Annotated in this window: 14 protein-coding genes; 6 read left to right on the plus strand and 8 right to left on the minus strand. The window is 53.3% G+C overall.

Going from position 1 to position 18,179, the window contains the following annotated elements; translation table 11 throughout:
* Nucleotides 1–25: 25 nt before the first annotated feature.
* From nuoM to BTJ39_RS20545, 3 genes are all read left to right on the plus strand, one after another.
* Nucleotides 26–1,546 (plus strand): NADH-quinone oxidoreductase subunit M, encoded by a 1,521-nt coding sequence (nuoM, locus tag BTJ39_RS20535; RefSeq protein WP_078004587.1) that lies wholly within the window; start codon nucleotides 26–28, stop codon nucleotides 1,544–1,546.
* Between the two features lie 6 nt (nucleotides 1,547–1,552).
* Nucleotides 1,553–3,010 carry an NADH-quinone oxidoreductase subunit NuoN gene (gene nuoN / locus BTJ39_RS20540; protein WP_078004588.1) on the plus strand — a complete coding sequence of 486 codons (1,458 nt, stop codon included), beginning with the start codon at nucleotides 1,553–1,555 and terminating at the stop codon, nucleotides 3,008–3,010.
* A 158-nt stretch (nucleotides 3,011–3,168) separates the two neighbouring features.
* Nucleotides 3,169–3,621: a GNAT family N-acetyltransferase gene (locus BTJ39_RS20545; RefSeq protein WP_078004589.1), complete on the plus strand. Its 453-nt coding sequence runs from the start codon at nucleotides 3,169–3,171 to the stop codon at nucleotides 3,619–3,621.
* Between the two features lie 34 nt (nucleotides 3,622–3,655).
* On the opposite strand, the gene BTJ39_RS20550 is transcribed toward BTJ39_RS20545, so the two are convergent.
* Complete coding sequence (locus BTJ39_RS20550; RefSeq protein ID WP_078004590.1) at nucleotides 3,656–5,311, minus strand: glucan biosynthesis protein D; 1,656 nt, start codon at nucleotides 5,309–5,311, stop codon at nucleotides 3,656–3,658.
* Between the two features lie 370 nt (nucleotides 5,312–5,681).
* Between BTJ39_RS20550 and elaB the strand changes: the two genes are divergently transcribed.
* On the plus strand, nucleotides 5,682–5,993 hold the full coding sequence (gene elaB / locus BTJ39_RS20555; protein WP_078004591.1) for a stress response protein ElaB: 312 nt from the start codon (nucleotides 5,682–5,684) through the stop codon (nucleotides 5,991–5,993).
* Nucleotides 5,994–6,118: 125 nt separating this feature from the next.
* Complete coding sequence (locus BTJ39_RS20560) at nucleotides 6,119–7,300, plus strand: nicotinamide mononucleotide deamidase-related protein YfaY (protein ID WP_078004592.1); 1,182 nt, start codon at nucleotides 6,119–6,121, stop codon at nucleotides 7,298–7,300.
* A 30-nt stretch (nucleotides 7,301–7,330) separates the two neighbouring features.
* On the opposite strand, the gene yfaE is transcribed toward BTJ39_RS20560, so the two are convergent.
* From yfaE to ubiG, 4 genes are all read right to left on the minus strand, one after another.
* Nucleotides 7,331–7,591 carry a class I ribonucleotide reductase maintenance protein YfaE gene (gene yfaE / locus BTJ39_RS20565; protein ID WP_078004618.1) on the minus strand — a complete coding sequence of 87 codons (261 nt, stop codon included), beginning with the start codon at nucleotides 7,589–7,591 and terminating at the stop codon, nucleotides 7,331–7,333.
* A 14-nt stretch (nucleotides 7,592–7,605) separates the two neighbouring features.
* Nucleotides 7,606–8,736, minus strand: coding sequence for a class Ia ribonucleoside-diphosphate reductase subunit beta (nrdB, locus tag BTJ39_RS20570; protein ID WP_078004593.1), 1,131 nt, complete (start codon nucleotides 8,734–8,736; stop codon nucleotides 7,606–7,608).
* An 83-nt stretch (nucleotides 8,737–8,819) separates the two neighbouring features.
* Complete coding sequence (gene nrdA, locus BTJ39_RS20575; protein WP_078004594.1) at nucleotides 8,820–11,105, minus strand: class 1a ribonucleoside-diphosphate reductase subunit alpha; 2,286 nt, start codon at nucleotides 11,103–11,105, stop codon at nucleotides 8,820–8,822.
* A gap of 487 nt (nucleotides 11,106–11,592) precedes the next feature.
* Nucleotides 11,593–12,324: a bifunctional 2-polyprenyl-6-hydroxyphenol methylase/3-demethylubiquinol 3-O-methyltransferase UbiG gene (gene ubiG, locus BTJ39_RS20580; RefSeq protein WP_078004595.1), complete on the minus strand. Its 732-nt coding sequence runs from the start codon at nucleotides 12,322–12,324 to the stop codon at nucleotides 11,593–11,595.
* A 177-nt stretch (nucleotides 12,325–12,501) separates the two neighbouring features.
* On the opposite strand from ubiG, the gene gyrA reads away from it, so the two are divergent.
* Complete coding sequence (gene gyrA / locus BTJ39_RS20585; protein ID WP_078004596.1) at nucleotides 12,502–15,135, plus strand: DNA topoisomerase (ATP-hydrolyzing) subunit A; 2,634 nt, start codon at nucleotides 12,502–12,504, stop codon at nucleotides 15,133–15,135.
* 79 nt (nucleotides 15,136–15,214) lie between these two features.
* Here the strand turns inward: gyrA and ptcA are convergent, their stop codons facing one another.
* From ptcA to arcC, 3 genes are all read right to left on the minus strand, one after another.
* On the minus strand, nucleotides 15,215–16,261 hold the full coding sequence (gene ptcA / locus BTJ39_RS20590; RefSeq protein ID WP_078004597.1) for a putrescine carbamoyltransferase: 1,047 nt from the start codon (nucleotides 16,259–16,261) through the stop codon (nucleotides 15,215–15,217).
* Between the two features lie 386 nt (nucleotides 16,262–16,647).
* Entirely contained in the window at nucleotides 16,648–17,253 is a 606-nt protein-coding gene (locus BTJ39_RS20595; RefSeq protein ID WP_078004598.1) for a TetR/AcrR family transcriptional regulator, read from the minus strand.
* A gap of 11 nt (nucleotides 17,254–17,264) precedes the next feature.
* Nucleotides 17,265–18,179 (minus strand): carbamate kinase, encoded by a 915-nt coding sequence (arcC, locus tag BTJ39_RS20600; RefSeq protein WP_078004599.1) that lies wholly within the window; start codon nucleotides 18,177–18,179, stop codon nucleotides 17,265–17,267.

The raw sequence follows: 18,179 nt of genomic DNA on the forward strand, positions 1-18,179 counted from the left end.
TTTAAAGAAAGGGACATAAACTGCCATGTTATTACCCTGGCTAATCCTCATCCCCTTTATCGGCGGTTTCCTGAGCTGGCAATGTGAGCGCTTCAGCATCAGATTACCCCGCTGGATCGCGCTTATCGCGATGGGACTGACGCTGGCTTTGTCGCTGCAGCTTTGGCTGCAGGGCGGCTATTCCCTCATTCAGCCTGCGGGCATTCCGCAATGGCAGTCTGAATTCCTGCTGTCCTGGATCCCACGTTTTGGTATTAGCTTCCACCTGGCGCTGGATGGCCTTTCGCTGCTGATGATCGTGCTAACCGGTCTACTGGGCGTGATGGCGATTCTCTGTTCGTGGCAGGAAATTCAGGACCGTCAGGGGTTCTTTTATCTGAACCTGCTATGGATCCTCGGCGGTGTTATCGGCGTGTTCCTTGCTATCGACATGTTCCTGTTCTTCTTCTTCTGGGAGATGATGCTGGTGCCGATGTACTTCCTCATCGCGCTCTGGGGACACAGTTCCACCGATGGCAAAACCCGCATCTATGCCGCAACCAAATTTTTCATCTACACCCAGGCCAGCGGTCTGGTGATGCTGATCTCGATCCTGGCGCTGGTATTTGTGCATTACAATGCCACTGGCGTCTGGACCTTTAATTATCAGGATCTGCTGAAAACGCCAATGTCGCACAGCGTTGAGTTTATGCTGATGCTGGGCTTTTTCATTGCCTTCGCCGTCAAAATGCCGGTGGTTCCGCTGCATGGTTGGCTGCCGGATGCACATAGCCAGGCGCCTACCGCCGGTTCCGTTGACCTTGCAGGGATCCTGCTTAAAACCGCCGCCTATGGCCTGCTGCGCTTCAGCCTGCCGCTGTTCCCGAACGCCTCGGCAGAGTTCGCGCCGGTGGTGATGGTGCTGGCGCTGATCGGCATATTCTACGGCGCCTGGATGGCGTTCTCGCAAACCGACATCAAACGCTTGATAGCCTACACCTCCGTTTCCCACATGGGCTTCGTGTTGATTGCTATCTATACAGGCAGCCAGCTGGCGTTTCAGGGGGCGGTAGTGCAGATGATTGCCCACGGCCTTTCCGCCGCCGCGCTGTTTATTCTCTGCGGTCAGCTGTATGAACGTTTGCATACGCGTGATATGCGTCAGATGGGCGGCTTGTGGAAACGCATTAAATGGATTCCGGGCCTGTCTTTGTTCTTTGCCGTGGCGAACCTTGGTATGCCGGGGACGGGTAACTTCGTCGGTGAGTTTATGATCCTGACCGGCAGCTATCACGTGGTGCCGGTTATTATCGTGATTGCCACCTTCGGCCTGGTGTTTGCTTCCGTCTATTCGCTGGTGATGATGCAGCGCGCCTACTACGGCACGCCGAAGTCGGACACGCCGCTCAAGGGAATGACGACGCGCGAATTTACCATGATCATGGTGCTGGTCGTTCTGCTGCTGCTGCTGGGGGTTTATCCGCAGCCGATCATGGATACCTCCCATGCCGCGATGAGCAATATTCAGCAGTGGTTTAACGCTTCAATTTCAACTACAAGGCCGTAATTCGCCATGACAATAACATCTCAACAACTGATCGCGCTGCTACCGATGTTAATCGTCGGATTGACGGTGGTGATGGTGATGCTCTCCATTGCGTGGCGACGCAACCATTTCGTCAATGCAACCCTGACCGTTATTGGCCTGAACCTTGCGCTGCTGTCTCTTTGGTTTGTCGGGCATGTCGGGCCAATGGACGTTACCCCGCTGCTGCGGGTTGATGGCTACTCGATGCTTTACACCGGTCTGGTGCTGTTAGCCAGCCTGGCAACCTGTACCTTCGCTTATCCGTGGCTGGCGGGCTTTCCTGATAATAAGGAAGAGTTTTACCTGCTGGTACTGATTGCGGCCCTGGGCGGGCTACTGCTGGCCAGCGCGAATCATCTTGCCTCGCTGTTCCTCGGCATTGAGCTGATCTCGCTGCCGCTGTTTGGCCTGACCGGCTATGCTTTTCGCCAAAAACGTTCGCTGGAAGCCAGTATTAAATATACTATCCTGTCGGCAGCCGCCTCCTCGTTCCTGCTGTTTGGCATCGCGCTGATCTACGCCAATTCTGGCAATCTGAGCTTTGCCGGCCTCGGTCATAGCCTGAATGATGGCATGATCTCGCAGCCGCTGCTGTTGGCGGGCGTCGGCATGATGATTGTCGGACTGGGCTTTAAGCTGTCGCTGGTGCCGTTTCATCTCTGGACGCCGGACGTTTATCAGGGGGCGCCCGCGCCGGTTTCAACTTTTCTTGCGACCGCCAGTAAAATCGCCATCTTTGGCGTGGTAATGCGTTTGTTTCTCTATGCGCCAGTTACCGATAATGAATCGGTACGCGTGGTGCTGGCAATTATCGCCTTTGCCTCTATTTTGTTCGGCAACATTATGGCGATCTCTCAGAGCAACATTAAGCGTCTGCTGGGCTATTCGTCTATTGCGCACCTGGGCTATCTGCTGGTGGCGTTAATTGCCGTGCAGAGCCATCAGCTGCCGCTGGAAACCGTCGGCGTCTATCTGGCTGGCTATCTGTTCAGCAGCCTCGGCTCGTTTGGCGTCGTCAGCCTGATGTCCAGCCCGTATCGTGGCCCGGACGCCGAATCGCTTTACTCCTATCGCGGCCTGTTCTGGCACCGTCCAATTCTGGCTGCGGTAATGACCGTAATGATGCTGTCACTGGCCGGTATTCCGATGACGCTTGGCTTTATCGGTAAGTTCTACGTGCTGGCGGTCGGCGTGAACGCGCATCTGTGGTGGCTGACCGGTGCCGTTGTGGTGGGCAGCGCAATTGGCCTTTATTACTATCTGCGCGTGACGGTCAGCCTGTACCTGAACCCGCCTGAGCTGATGCAGCGTGACACGCCGGCTAACTGGGCCTTTACCGCCGGCGGCGTGGTGGTGCTGATCTCCGCGATTCTGGTGTTGGCGCTGGGGGTTTATCCGCAGCCGTTGATTACGCTGGTCCAGATGGCGCAGCCGCTGATGTAATCGGTGAAAAAATCTGAACGGGCGCTCAGGCGCCCGTTTTTTTTGCCCCAGCCTGGCCGTGTGTCGCAGGCGGCTGGCGTAGTGTATCGGATGGATTTCATTGTAAGCTGTGGTTTTGGATGCTGAGCAAGGCCAGTCGGCCTGTAGGAGCGTTATTTATGAATCTGGAGTGGCAGGATCTTCATCACCGCGAATTCACGACCCATCAGCTTTATGCGCTGCTGGCGTTACGCAATCAAGTGTTTATCGTTGAGCAAAACTGCCCGTATCTGGATATTGATAATCTGGATCTGCAGGGGGACAACCGCCATATCCTCGGCACGCTGGAGGGGAATATTGTTGCCTGCGCGCGCATACTGGCACCGGAAGGGCAGAATAAACCGGTAAAAATTGGCCGGGTTATCGTGTCACCGTCGTTACGGGGATTACGCCTGGGCCAGCAGCTGATGGCTCAGGCCATGGACAGCTGCCAGAAACACTGGGCACAGCGCACGGTGTTTCTTTCGGCGCAGGCGCACCTGCAGCACTTCTACGGCCATTTTGGCTTTCAGGCGGTCAGTGAGGTTTATCTGGAAGATGGCATCCCGCATATTGATATGCAGAACCGCTAAAAAAACGCCCTCCGAGGGGAGGGCGTGTGGTTTATCAGGCGTGCATTTGCCGATCGTCGATGTATTTGCGTTGATCCGGCGGCGGCGGAATGTACTGATATAGCCAGGTTTCGCTCAATGTCTGGCTGCCGGTGCGCAGATAGAGGCGCATGTTTACCGCTTCGGTTGAAGGGCTGTTGGGATACCAGTCAAACAGAATGCGGTAGCCGTTGAAGGGCTCGACATACAGGATCTCCACCTGCTTGATGGTCCCGGAGCTGACATCAATCACCGGCGTGATGCCTTTCGGCGCGGCATCCTTCAGGTCGCCGCCGACAAAGTCAACGGCGAAGCGGCGCGCCCACACTTCGGGATAGTGTTCACCGGGCGCCCAGCCTTCAGGAAAGCCACCCATGCCGGTGCGCGTAGCGTAAACGCGCGCCAGATTGCTCTGTACCGGCGGCAGGCTGCTCCAGTAAAGCTTGTAGGAGAAGCTATGCTCGCTGCCGGCGGCGATCGCTTCAGCAGGCTGCCAGAAGCAAACAATATTATCCAGGGTCTCGCCGGTGGTGGGGATCTCCATCATGTCGATCGCCCCTTTGCCCCATTTGCCGATGGGTTCAACCCACAGGCTCGGACGTTTGTTATACCAGCCGATGACGTCCTGATAATCATCAAAGTTATGATCCGTCTGCAGCATGCCGAAGCCCTTCGGATTTTCATCTTCAAAAGAGTTGTAGGTCAGGCGCTGGGGATTATTCAACGGACGGCAGATCCATTCGCCTTTGCCTGTCCACATTTCAAGACGATCGGAATCATGGATTTGCGGATGAATCGTGTCACACACTCTGCGATCGTTGGTTCCGCAGCTGAACATGGTGGTCATCGGCGCGATACCCAGCTGCTTGATATCTTTGCGGGCATACAGATTGTTTTCGATTTCCATCACCACCTGTTTTTCCTCACAGTGGATAATGAATCTGAAGGCGCCGGTACAGCTTGGCCCGTCCAGCAGCGCGTAGACGGTAAAGGTGGTGTCTCCGGCTTTCGGCGTTTCAAACCAGAAGGCGGTAAAATCCGGGAACTCTTCCTGACCGTTGCTGAAAGTGTTAATCGCAACGCCGCGAGCTGACAGACCATACTGGTAGGTATTATCAACGGCGCGGAAATAGCTGGCGCCCAAAAAGGAGACGATATCGCGGCTGCCAAGCTCCGGCGCTTTAAATGCGCGGAATCCGGCAAAGCCCAGATCGGTTTTGCCTTCAAGCTGTTTGGCGTCGACGTGGGCGTCATTGTAATTAAACAATTCCGGGCGAAAGTGAATTTCACGCGCTTCGCGATTTGCCGGGTCGACTGAAAACATGCGGATACGGCGCTTAAATCCCATACCGACGTGGAAAAACTGCACGTCCATCTTACGACCATCAATGTTGTGCCACAGAGAGTGACCCGGGTCGTAGGCGATTTCGTTATAGGCTTGTGGCGTCAGATTTGCGAGCGTTGCAGGTAATGGCGCCGGGGCCCCGCCGTAGGGTTTTTTGGCGAGGCTAGCGGCATGTTTTTTCAGAACGTCAAAGTCAAATTGTTTCGCCGTGCCGTCGGCGATATCGGCATCCGCCCACGCGGAGCGCGCGAACAGCGTGGACAGGCCAGACATACCGCTAAGGGTTGCGAAGGCCATGGACGCTTTCATAAACATTCTACGATTCATGCCAGAAGTATTTCCCTTTGCTGAACGAGGATTGGAGTGACTGTCATGTGCGGCACATTACAGTTGTAGCCGGACGAACCAGGCTACCGCAGTTACGACATCGCGTCAGTTTAAAAATTCAGTACAGTGGAAATTTATCAGATAAATCAAAGAAGCGAAGTTTTTTTCCATCTCTGGCGGTGATTCGGGACCGGTTCCGGGCGACTGACAGCTTCAGAGCCTGACGCAGAGAGGACGAATCGGCGCATTCCTGGCCTGAGGTCAGCGCAGGAGGGGAATAATTGTCTATAGTTAATAACTGGCCCGTCAGCTTTCATGCTCCGGCATTAAAGGGGAGGGGGAAGAGATATCAACAAGCACGGAGGAATATATGGCAACATCTGCTGAGCCGTTTGAAACTCGCCTGGATGACGATCTGGCGCTGCTGACTGAGACGCTGGAAGAAGTTCTGGCCTCATCCGGTGACCCGGCTGACGAGAAATATATTGAGCTGAAGAAAAAAGCTGAAAGCACGCTGAATGAGGTAAAAGATCGGATAAGCAACGCCTCCGATACCTATTATGTCCGTGCCAAACAGGCCGTTTACCGTGCCGATGACTATGTGCATGAAAAACCCTGGCACGGCATTGGCGTCGGCGCTACCGTCGGGCTGGTACTGGGATTATTACTGTCCCGGCGCTAAGCAAGTTATGATGTTATCTGACGGGAGCCTGGTGCTCCCGTTTTGTTTTGCCCTGCCATAACCAGTTGAATTTCCTTATTGACCCCAACACAATGGATAGCTCAACGACAGCGGACGGAGCGAAAATGATCAGAGTTGAAATGCTGGCTACCGGCGATGAGGTATTACACGGGCAGATTGTCGATACCAACGCAGCATGGCTGGCGGAGGTACTCTTTGCCGAAGGGTTGCCAATGACCAGCCGTATGACCGTGGGCGATAAGCTGGAAGAGCTGGTTGCCGCCCTGCAGCAGCGTAGTCAGATCGCCGACGTCCTGATCGTTAACGGCGGCCTGGGGCCAACCAGTGACGATCTTAGCTCGCTGGCGGCGGCCACCGCGGCTGGCGTCAAACTGGAAATGAATTCGCAGTGGCTGGCCACCATGGAGAGCTGGTTCGCCGAGCGCGGCCGGGTGATGGCGCCCAGTAATCGCAAGCAGGCTGAAATTCCGCAAAATGCCGAGATGCTGGATAATCCCGTTGGCACCGCTTGCGGTTTCGCCATGCAGCTAAATCGCTGCTGGATTTTCTTTACGCCGGGCGTACCCTCTGAATTTAAGCTGATGGTTGAACAGCAGATCGTACCGCGAATTAAAGCCCGTTTTGCCCCTGCGCCGGGACCGATTTGCCTGCGGCTGACGACTTTTGGCCGTGGTGAAAGCTCACTGGCCAGCGAACTGGAAGCCCTGACGCTGCCGCAGGGGGCCGTGATGGGCTACCGCTCTTCTATGCCGATCATTGAGCTTAAGCTGACCGGCCCGGCGGAAATACGCGCGCAAATGGAAATGGTCTGGCCTGAAGTGCGCAAAATCGCCGGCGACAGCCTGATTTTTGAAGGAACTGAGCCGCTGCCAGTGCAACTTGCCGACGAGCTTAACGCGCGTGGACTGACGCTGGGCATCAGCGAAAATTACACCGGCGGCCTGCTGAGCTGGCATCTTACCTCTGCCGGCGCGCCGCTCGGCTATGGCGAAGTGCTGCCCGTGCTGCATGAGACGCCGCAAGCGATGGCTGAGCGCTGTCAGGATTGTGCGCTGGCTCTGGTGGTCGGTTCACAGCTGGATGATGAAACGATTCCCTTCGTTTTGCGCACGCCGCAGGGCTGTTTTTTCCAGCGGGTAAAGCTTAATCTGCAGCGACACAGCCTGCGTATTCGTCAGGAAACCGTCGCCATGACCGCCATGAATATGCTGCGCCGCTGGCTGCAGGGTAAGCCGGCAACCGGCGGTTACGGCTGGGTTGAGGTGGTTGAGGAAAAACAGCTGTAATTCTTGTCGGGCGGTTACGGCCCGGCAAGGTCACATATCGATTTCGATATCGCCTTTGGCCTGGCAGCAGCAAGGCAGTATTTCATCCGGCTGAATAAAGGCCAGCGGCTTGCTGGCATAGCAGACTTCACCTTTTAGCAGACGCGTCCGGCACGAACCGCAGTAGCCTTCCCGGCACTGGTACTCAACGCACACCTTATGAGATTCAAGGGCATCAAGTAGCGAACCATGCTGTTCCTTGCAGGGGATACGCGCGCCCGTTGAGCGCAGCGTAATTGTCGGTTCCACCATAATGTCTGCCATGATCAGAGCTGGAAATCGTTGAAGTCGTCGTCGTTGACCTCTGAGTCAATCTGTCCAACCAGGTAAGAGCTGACTTCGACTTCCTGCGGCGCAACCTGAACGTTATCGGACACCAGCCAGCTGTTTATCCACGGAATAGGATTGGAGCGGGTTTCGAACGGCAGCTCGAGACCCACTGCATGCATACGAATATTGGTGATGTATTCGATATACTGGCAGAGGATATCTTTGTTCAGCCCGATCATAGAACCGTCGCGGAACAGATATTCCGCCCACTCTTTTTCCTGATTCGCGGCATCTTTAAACAGGTCGTAACAGGTCTGGCGGCACTCCTGAGCAATCTGCGCCATTTCCGGGTCGTCTTCACCGCTGCGCATCAGGTTAAGCATATGCTGGGTGCCGGTCAGGTGCAGTGCTTCATCGCGGGCGATCAGGCGAATAATCTTGGCGTTGCCTTCCATTAGTTCGCGTTCGGCGAAAGCGAATGAGCAGGCAAAGCTGACATAGAAGCGAATCGCTTCCAGCGCATTTACGCTCATCAGGCAGATATAAAGCTGCTTTTTCAGCTCATATAAGGAGACGTTGACCGTTTTGTTGCCAACCTGATGAGCGCCTTCTCCCAGCAGGTGCCAGTAGCTGGTCATTTCGATCAGATCGTCGTAATACTTCGAGATATCCTGCGCGCGGGCCAGAATCTGATCGTTGGTGACGATGTCATCAAAAACCAGCGCCGGATCGTTAACAATATTACGGATGATATGGGTATAAGAGCGGGAGTGAATTGTTTCTGAAAACGCCCAGGTTTCGACCCAGGTTTCCAGCTCCGGAATGGAAATCAGCGGCAGCAGGGCAACGTTAGGGCTACGACCCTGGATGGAGTCCAGCAGCGTCTGGTATTTCAGGTTGCTGATAAAAATGTGTTTTTCATGTTCCGGCAGGCTTTGATAATCGATGCGGTCGCGTGAAACATCAACTTCTTCCGGGCGCCAGAAAAAGGAGAGCTGCTTTTCGATTAATTTTTCGAAAATATCGTATTTCTGTTGGTCGTAGCGAGCGACGTTGACCGGCTGGCCAAAAAACATCGGTTCGTCCAGCTGATTGTTTTTGTTCTGAGAAAATGTGGTGTAAGCCATTGTGTTGTCCAGCAGTAAGGGGCGGAGCGAATCCGCCATACCATAAGGTCAGAAAGACGGGAGAAAGACTCTCCCGTCCGGCTTTAAATCTTACATGCGCCGCTTTCGCAGCCATCATCCTGAATCGAGGGGGCCAGATCATCCTGAGCGTCTTCCGCGCCATCGCGGGTGTTCTGGTAGTACAAGGTTTTTACGCCAAATTTATAGGCGGTGAGCAGATCCTTCAGCAGCTGTTTCATCGGCACTTTGCCGTTCGGGAAGCGCGAGGGATCGTAGTTGGTATTAGACGAAATCGCCTGATCGATAAACTTCTGCATTATTCCAACCAGCTGCAGGTAGCCATCATTGGAAGGCATTTCCCACAGCAGCTCATACTGTTGCTTCAGACGCTCGTACTCAGGCACAACCTGGCGCAGGATGCCGTCTTTCGATGCTTTAATACTGATATGGCCACGGGGCGGCTCAATGCCGTTAGTGGCATTTGAAATCTGCGATGACGTTTCGGACGGCATCAGCGCGGAAAGCGTCGAGTTGCGCAGACCGTGGGTTTTAATCTGCTCGCGCAGCGTTTCCCAGTCAAGGTGCAGTGGCTCGTTGCTGATGGCATCCAAATCTTTCTTATAGGTATCAATTGGCAGAATACCCTGCGCATAGGTGGTTTCGCTAAACCACGGGCAGGCGCCTTGCTCTTTCGCCAGCTCGTTGGAGGCTTTCAGCAGATAAAACTGAATAGCTTCAAAGGTCTTATGGGTCAGGTTGTTGGCGCTGCCATCAGAATAACGGACGCCGTGTTTTGCCAGATAGTAGGCGAAGTTAATCACCCCGATGCCCAACGTACGGCGACCCATAGCGCCGCGCTGCGCCGCTGGAATAGGGTAGTCCTGATAGTCGAGCAGGGCATCAAGAGCGCGTACCGCAAGCGTTGCCAGCTCTTCCAGATCGTCAAGGCCGTCGATGGCGCCGAGGTTAAAAGCCGAAAGGGTGCAGAGCGCGATTTCGCCATTTTCGTCGTTCACATCTTCCAGCGGCTTAGTCGGCAGTGCGATTTCAAGGCAGAGATTGGACTGACGTACCGGCGCGATGGTGGGATCGAACGGGCTGTGGGTGTTGCAATGGTCGACGTTCTGAATGTAGATACGGCCGGTCGAGGCGCGTTCCTGCATCATCAGCGAGAACAGATCCACCGCGCGCAGGCGCTGTTTACGAATGCTGTTGTCCTGCTCGTAACGGGTGTAAAGGCGCTCAAACTCTTCCTGATCGGCAAAGAACGCGTCGTACAGGCCGGGCACATCGGACGGGCTGAATAGCGTGATATCCTGGCCTTTCAGCAGGCGTTGATACATGAGCTTATTGATCTGCACGCCGTAATCCATGTGGCGCACGCGGTTGCCTTCCACCCCACGGTTGTTTTTCAGCACCAGCAGGCTTTCAACTTCCAGATGCCACATCGGGTAGAACAGGGTGGCCGCACCGCCACGCACGCCGCCCTGTGAGCAGGATTTAACCGCCGTCTGGAAGTGCTTATAGAACGGAATACAGCCGGTATGGAACGCTTCGCCACCGCGGATCGGGCTACCCAGCGCACGGATGCGTCCGGCGTTGATGCCGATACCGGCGCGTTGGGAAACGTATTTCACAATGGCGCTGGAAGTGGCATTAATTGAATCAAGGCTATCGCCGCACTCGATCAGAACGCAGGAGCTGAACTGGCGGGTTGGCGTGCGCACACCTGACATGATAGGCGTAGGCAGTGAAATTTTAAAGGTAGAGACGGCATCATAGAAACGTTTGACGTAATCCAGACGGGTTTCGCGCGGATAGCCGGAGAACAGGCAGGCCGCCACCAGGATGTAAAGGAACTGCGCGCTTTCGTATATTTCGCCGCTGACCCGGTTCTGGACCAGATATTTACCTTCCAGCTGCTTCACTGCCGCATAGGAGAAGTTCATATCGCGCCAGTGGTCAATAAAGCCGTCCATCTGCTCGAACTCTTCTTTACTGTAGTCTTCCAGCAGATGGCGATCGTATTTGCCCAGCTCCACCATACGCACCACCTGGTCGTACAGCGCCGGCGGTTCAAACTGTCCGTAGGCTTTTTTACGCAGATGGAAGATGGCAAGGCGGGCGGCGAGATACTGATAATCCGGCGCGTCGCGGGAAATCAGGTCGGCGGCTGACTTGATGATGGTTTCATGGATATCCGCCGTTTTGATTCCTTCATAGAACTGGATATGGGAACGCAGCTCAACCTGTGAAACGGATACGTTGTTCAGTCCCTCGGCAGCCCAGTCAAGGACGCGGTGGATTTTATCGAGATTAATACGTTCGGTGCGGCCATCGCGTTTAGTGACAAGCAGACTCTGATTCATGTCGCGTTTTACCCTGTCCGTAATAAGAAAGTATCCCCGGTTTATTCACACACCGTTACGGTGTGGGTAACTCTGTGAATAAACACTATATATAGGGGGTACTGGATGAATGAATCACTAGATGGTGAGTATTTTAGTAATTTCCCCGACGGCTACAAGCCTTGATTTTTAGAAAATTTTGAGGTTAGCAATTCCGAATTAACTCAATACCGCATAGCCAAAGGGTTGTGATTACTGTCAAGCGCGATTATCAATCTTTTAAAATTTGATCGAGCGCTGGTTTCTTGTGCATGCAGTTAACGACTGGCTTATTTTTCGCCACAACTAACCTGTTGCTGGATGTGCGCCGCGTTTAAAAATTACAGGCAGTCTGATCGGTTGTCGCTGGCCTGTAAAACAGTAAAACGATCTGTCAGCCAGGCTGGTGCTAACAATTTATTATGGTTGTTTTGACGTCGCCGAAGGTCTTCGGCGACGATGCGCCCGTTTAGCTATCCTGGGGACGCTGGGCATGGAGCATGTAGTTCACGTCGACATTGCGACCGAGGTAGAACTTATTGGCAAACGGATTAAAATGCAGTCCGATAATGTGGCGTTCGCGTAGCAAAGTTTCATCGACCCAGCGCAACAGTTCGGCAGGGCGAATAAATTTTTTCACGTCATGAGTGCCGCGCGGCACCATTCGCAGCACATATTCCGCGCCAATGATGGCCATCAGCCAGGCTTTGCTGTTGCGGTTAATGGTGGAAAAGAAGACTTCACCGCCCGGTTTTACCAGCCGTGCGCAGGCCGCAACCACCGAGGCGGGATCGGGAACGTGTTCCAGCATTTCCATGCAGGTTACTACGTCGTAGTGGCCGGCATACTGTTCGGCGTGATCCTCAACGGTTTGCTGGACATAGCTGAGCTCAAGGCCGCTCTCTAAAGCGTGCAGCCGCGCCACCGCCAGCGGCTCGCCGCCCATGTCCAGACCGGTAACCTTCGCGCCCTCGCGCGCCATGCTTTCGCTTAAAATACCGCCGCCGCAGCCGACGTCGAGCACCGTTTTACCAAACAGACCGTTAGCGCGGCTGGCAATGTAACCCAGCCGCAGCGGGTTAATCCGGTGCAGCGGCTTGAACTCGCCCTCGGTGTCCCACCAGCGTGAAGCCAGCGCTTCAAATTTAGCGATCTCCTGACTATCAACATTTTTCAAACTGGCTTGCTGTTGCGTACTCATAGGCTTACCACTCCACGTAATTTTGCGCGAGTATATCGCGTTCTGCATTAAATGGGCAGGACGGCAAAAAAGCGCTATTTCCGCTTTTGCACCACGCTTTTCATTCACCCGCAGAGCACTATGTGATATTATTTTGCACCTTTGAATCCGGGAATAATTTAGAAGGAAAGCGCCTACATGAGCGACCTGGCCAGAGAAATCACACCGGTCAATATTGAAGAAGAGTTAAAGAACTCTTATCTGGATTACGCGATGTCGGTTATCGTTGGCCGCGCGCTGCCGGATGTCCGTGACGGACTGAAGCCGGTGCATCGTCGCGTACTGTTCGCGATGAATGTATTAGGTAACGACTGGAATAAGGCTTACAAAAAATCGGCCCGCGTCGTTGGTGATGTCATCGGTAAATATCACCCCCACGGTGATTCTGCTGTTTATGACACCATTGTCCGTATGGCTCAACCCTTCTCACTGCGCTACATGCTGGTCGATGGCCAGGGTAACTTCGGTTCAATCGACGGCGACTCCGCCGCGGCCATGCGTTATACCGAAGTTCGCATGGCGAAAATCGCCCATGAGCTGCAGGCGGATCTGGAAAAAGAAACCGTCGATTTTGTCGCAAACTACGACGGTACCGAGCAGATCCCCGAAGTGATGCCGACCAAAATCCCGAACCTGCTGATCAATGGCGCTTCAGGGATCGCGGTAGGTATGGCAACCAACATTCCTCCTCATAACCTCACCGAAGTGATCAATGGCTGCCTGGCTTACATTGATGACGAAGACATTTCGGTTGAAGGTCTGATGGAGCATATTCCCGGACCCGATTTCCCAACCGCCGCGATTATCAACGGTCGTCGTGGGATTGAAGAGGCCTACCGTACCGGACGCGGTAAGATTTATATCCGCGCTCGCGGTGAAGTGGAGACTGACGCTAAAAGCGGTCGTGAAACCATCATCATCCACGAAATCCCTTACCAGGTTAACAAAGCGCGTCTTATCGAAAAGATCGCCGAGCTGGTGAAGGATAAACGCGTTGAAGGCATCAGCGCGCTGCGTGATGAATCCGATAAAGATGGTATGCGTATCGTTATCGAGGTGAAGCGTGATGCGGTTGGCGAGGTTGTGCTCAACAACCTTTACTCGCTGACTCAGCTGCAGATCTCTTTTGGTATTAATATGGTTGCTCTGCATCAGGGGCAGCCGAAAATTATGACGCTCAAGGGCATACTTGAAGCCTTCGTGCGCCACCGTCGTGAAGTCGTTACCCGCCGCACCATTTTTGAACTGCGCAAAGCGCGCGACCGCGCCCATATCCTTGAAGGACTGGCGGTTGCGCTGGCGAATATCGATCCCATTATTGAGCTTATTCGCCGTGCGCCGACGCCGGCTGAAGCTAAAGCGGGCCTGATGGCGCAGTCGTGGGCCCTGGGTAACGTCGCGGCAATGCTTGAACGCGCTGGCGATGACGCCGCACGTCCGGAGTGGTTGGAAGAGCAGTATGGCATTCGCGACGGTCAGTATTACCTGACCGAACAGCAGGCTCAGGCCATTCTGGACCTGCGTTTACAGAAGCTGACGGGCCTTGAGCACGAGAAGCTGCTGGATGAGTATAAAGAGCTGCTGGAGCAGATCGCCGAGCTGTTGCGCATTCTGGAAAGCGCAGAGCGCCTGATGGAAGTGATTCGCGAAGAGCTGGAGGCCATGCGCGAGCAGTTCGGCGACCAGCGTCGTACCGAGATTACCGCGAACAGCGCGGATATCAATATCGAAGATCTGATCAACCAGGAAGACGTGGTGGTCACGCTGTCGCATCAGGGATATGTGAAATATCAGCCGCTGAGCGACTATGAAGCGCAGCGTCGTGGCGGCAAGGGACGCAGCGCCGCAAGAATTAAAGACGAAGACTTTATCGACCGGCTGCTGGTGGCGAATACCCACGACACCATTCTCTGCTTCTCCAGCCGTGGCCGACTCTACTGGATGAAGGTTTACCAATTGCCGGAAGCCAGTCGCGGCGCGCGCGGTCGCCCAATTATCAACCTGCTGCCGCTGGAAGCCAACGAGCGTATTACCGCCATCCTGCCGGTTCGGGAGTATGCCGAAGGCTGGAACGTATTTATGGCGACCGCCAATGGTACGGTGAAGAAAACCGCGCTCAATGAGTTTAGTCGCCCGCGCAGTGCCGGTATCATTGCGGTTAATCTGCGTGAAGACGATGAGCTGATCGGCGTGGCGCTCACCAACGGTCAGGATGAGGCGATGCTGTTCTCGGCCGGTGGTAAAGTGGTGCGCTTTAGCGAGCAGGCAGTGCGTCCGATGGGCCGTACCGCTTCCGGCGTGCGCGGTATCAGGCTGGCCGAAGGCGATCGCGTGGTATCGTTAATCGTACCGCGTGACGAGGGCGCCATCCTGACCGTGACCCAGAATGGTTATGGTAAGCGTACCGGAAACGACGAATACCCCACCAAATCGCGTGCAACCCAGGGCGTTATCTCGATCAAAGTGACCGAGCGTAACGGACCGGTGGTGGGCGCCGTACAGGTGGTCGACAGCGATCAAATCATGATGATCACCGATGCTGGTACGCTGGTGCGTACCCGGGTGTCTGAGGTTAGCGTGGTTGGTCGTAACACCCAGGGCGTTATTCTGATCCGCACCGCTGAAGATGAAAACGTAGTGGGCCTGCAGCGCGTAGCAGAGCCGGTGGAAGACGAAGAGCTGGATTCCATTGACGGCAGCATCGCAGAGGGCGAGGATGAAATCGCCCCTGAAGCTGACAGCGATGATGAGCCAGCCGCAGACGACGAATAAGTCTTTGTGTTGACGGCCTGAAAAAAGAGAGGAGCTTAACGGCTCCTCTCTTTTTTATTTAAGTCTGAACCTTAAATGGCTACAGCTCGCCTAAAAATGAGTGCAGCCGGTAATAATGCTCAATTTTGCGCTCCTGTGAAGGGATCGCGATATCTTTATGGCTAAAGTAGACCAGCAGGGCCATTTGCGCGGTCAGGCGGTTTTCCGCTTCGTCAAAGATGATCGAATTGGCTGACTCCATAACCTCACGGGTGCATTCACGCTGATCGTTTGCTGGCAGGCAGTGCATGAAAAGCGCATTGGGGCCGGCTTTGTGCATCATTTCTTCCGTGACGACATAGTCCGGAATAAAAGTGGATAAGCGAATATCTTTTTCATCCTCCTGGCCAAACCAGTAGAAGCTATCCGCGACAACAACATCACAATTTTTAACGGCATTGGTATCATCGGTAATCACCAGTTTACCACCGGAGGTTTCGCAGTTATTCAGCGCGATATCAATCCACTTCTGCGGCGCTTTAAAGCGTTCGGGGCAGATATGCTTAAAGGTCATGCCAAACTGGGTGCAGGCGAACATCAGCGATGAGGCAACGTTGGTTGCATCGCCCACGAAGGCGACGGTCAGGTCGCTGAGCGTTTTACCTTCTGGCAGATGTTCCTGCATGGTAAACAGGTCAGCCATAATCTGCGTTGGATGCAGCCAGTCACACAGGCCGTTAATTACCGGCACCGTAGAGTGTTCCGCCAGACCTGCCACCGTTTCATGATGATTGACGCGCGCCATAATGACATCGCACATGCGAGACAGAACCCGCGCGGTGTCCTCCAGTGACTCTTTGGCGCCCAGATGAATATCTTTTGGTGAAAGAAATAGCGCGTGGCCGCCCAGAATGGTTGCGGCAGTTTCAAATGAGACTCGCGTGCGGGTAGACGGTTGCTCGAAGATCATCGCGACGGATTTATTTTTAAACAGTGGCGGCACGGCGTTATCGCGTCGCGCCTGTTTTAGCAGCGTCATCAGTTGCAGAATATCGCACAGTTCCTGTTTACTAAAATCCTGAGTATTAAGGAAGTGGCGCAGGGTTGGTTTATGCAAATCAGTAGCGCTGGATGATGGTAATCTCATAAACAGCTCCTTTGTTGTCTAAAATAAGATGCCAGCGAGGCATATATAAAGGTTACGGAGAGTATTATTGACAGGCTGAATTTATTTTTCTTCAATCAGAATCAGAAATCGGTTTTTATTTCCTTAAATCAATAATAATCATGACATCATGCCTGTTATTCTGTCGTTCTGGGGCTGTTTTTCGATAGTGAGTTTTAATGAGGGAATAAAACGCTGATGTGTTAGTTTTTATCATAAAGAAAAATGAAGATGAGCCGGAACTGGCTCTGGTTTGATGAGGTTGAATAGGGTAGTGAAGATTTTATTTCAGTTAACATCAGTGTTAAGATGATTTGATGCGGCAGGATTAAATGCTGTACGGGAATTTTATCGGGTGAAGTGACGACTTATATAACGCGAGCCAGGTTTTTAGGGAGGTAAGAACCTAAATAAGCTTCAGTAATAATAATCGCCTCGCGTGCCATTTCGGGCGCAATTTCGCCGCCTTCCCGATAGTTCATAGAATAGACTTTATCCGCAACCTGCAATGCAATAGAAAATATATTCACATCTTGTGGCAGCGCCGGCAGTATGAAATAACGTTGATATATATCCTCAACCTGCTTACCCAGTAGCAAGTCGTTTTGCGCATCGGCATGACGAATCGAGGAATAGGTATGCTGCCCTAAAAGGATATGTTGAACCAGAGGCGTATTACGATAATAGTTGACGAAGCTTTTCTCAATCATACGGTTGATATCAGTCCAGTGTTTTACCTGGCTGTCATCAACCGCATGTTGCAGAATTTCGGAAAAATCACGAAAAACATCATTCATTAATTCACAGATCAATGCTTCAATATTCGGGTAATGATGATAAACGGTGGAGGCTGCAATGGCAGCCTCACGAGCGACATCGTAAATCGATATCATATTTACGCTGCGTTGTGAGGCAAGCTGCACTGCTGCCTCACGAATTCTTTGCAGACGATGTTCTGTGGGTTCTTTTCTCATTTTAGCTTCTGTTACAGGTGAATATGTGTGCCTGATTTGCCTGCCATAATCAGCGCCGCTTTATGCAGTGAACCAATATGTCCGATCCCCGATGTCTGGCGGGCAAAATCACAACACGCGGTGACTTTCGGGCCCATTGAGCCGGCAGCAAATTCGTACTTTTCAATCTGTTCGACGCTAATATCATGCAGGGGTTTTTCATCGCGTTTTCCCCAGTTAACGCATACGTTATCACCATCAGTCAAAATCAAAAGATGACTGGCATTTAGCTGCTTAGCGAGCGTCGCGGCTGAAAGATCTTTATCAATGACGGCCTCAATCCCTTCAAGCCCCTGCGCTTGAGCCACCGTCGGGCATCCACCGCCACCGCAGCAGATGACCATGTGACCGGCGGCTAGTAGCGCATGAATGCTATCAATTTCGACAATATATTGCGGCGCTGGCGAGGGAACAACGCGGCGCCAGTATTCGCCATCGGGTTTGATCTGCCAGCCAAATTCCTGCGCTCTTTCTTTGGCAATCTGCTCACTATAAACCGGTCCGATAAATTTATTTGCATCTTTAAATGCGGCGTCGTTCCGATCGACGATGACCTGGGTTAACAGGGTGCTGACTGTCATCTCGGGAATATATTGGTGCAATGACTGCGCTAACATATAACCAATCATTCCCTGCGTTTCCGCGCCCAGTACATCCATAGGATAAGGCGGAACATCGCGATAAGACAAACCCTGAAGCGCCAGCAGACCAACCTGCGGTCCATTACCATGGACAATGACGACCTTCCAGGACTTATTAAGCTCAGCCAAAGAACGTGCGGTGATGTCTATATTTTTTTTCTGATTCTCATAGCTCATCAGCTCACCGCGCTGTAATAAAGCATTGCCTCCTACGGCAACGACCAGTACGGGTTTTTCCTCGTTCAT

The sequence above is a fragment of the Izhakiella australiensis genome, from assembly GCF_002006995.1.
Lineage (GTDB): Bacteria > Pseudomonadota > Gammaproteobacteria > Enterobacterales > Enterobacteriaceae > Izhakiella > Izhakiella australiensis.

Excerpts from the sequence above, each read along its gene's own strand:
- nuoM (WP_078004587.1), top strand. The coding sequence starts at position 26 with ATGTTATTACCCTGGCTAATCCTCATCCCCTTTATCGGCGGTTTCCTG.
- nuoN (WP_078004588.1), top strand. The coding sequence starts at position 1,553 with ATGACAATAACATCTCAACAACTGATCGCGCTGCTACCGATGTTAATC.
- BTJ39_RS20545 (WP_078004589.1), top strand. The coding sequence starts at position 3,169 with ATGAATCTGGAGTGGCAGGATCTTCATCACCGCGAATTCACGACCCAT.
- BTJ39_RS20550 (WP_078004590.1), bottom strand. The coding sequence starts at position 5,311 with ATGAATCGTAGAATGTTTATGAAAGCGTCCATGGCCTTCGCAACCCTT.
- elaB (WP_078004591.1), top strand. The coding sequence starts at position 5,682 with ATGGCAACATCTGCTGAGCCGTTTGAAACTCGCCTGGATGACGATCTG.
- BTJ39_RS20560 (WP_078004592.1), top strand. The coding sequence starts at position 6,119 with ATGATCAGAGTTGAAATGCTGGCTACCGGCGATGAGGTATTACACGGG.
- yfaE (WP_078004618.1), bottom strand. The coding sequence starts at position 7,591 with ATGGTGGAACCGACAATTACGCTGCGCTCAACGGGCGCGCGTATCCCC.
- nrdB (WP_078004593.1), bottom strand. The coding sequence starts at position 8,736 with ATGGCTTACACCACATTTTCTCAGAACAAAAACAATCAGCTGGACGAA.
- nrdA (WP_078004594.1), bottom strand. The coding sequence starts at position 11,105 with ATGAATCAGAGTCTGCTTGTCACTAAACGCGATGGCCGCACCGAACGT.
- ubiG (WP_078004595.1), bottom strand. The coding sequence starts at position 12,324 with ATGAGTACGCAACAGCAAGCCAGTTTGAAAAATGTTGATAGTCAGGAG.
- gyrA (WP_078004596.1), top strand. The coding sequence starts at position 12,502 with ATGAGCGACCTGGCCAGAGAAATCACACCGGTCAATATTGAAGAAGAG.
- ptcA (WP_078004597.1), bottom strand. The coding sequence starts at position 16,261 with ATGAGATTACCATCATCCAGCGCTACTGATTTGCATAAACCAACCCTG.
- BTJ39_RS20595 (WP_078004598.1), bottom strand. The coding sequence starts at position 17,253 with ATGAGAAAAGAACCCACAGAACATCGTCTGCAAAGAATTCGTGAGGCA.
- arcC (WP_078004599.1), bottom strand. The coding sequence starts at position 18,179 with ATGAACGAGGAAAAACCCGTACTGGTCGTTGCCGTAGGAGGCAATGCT.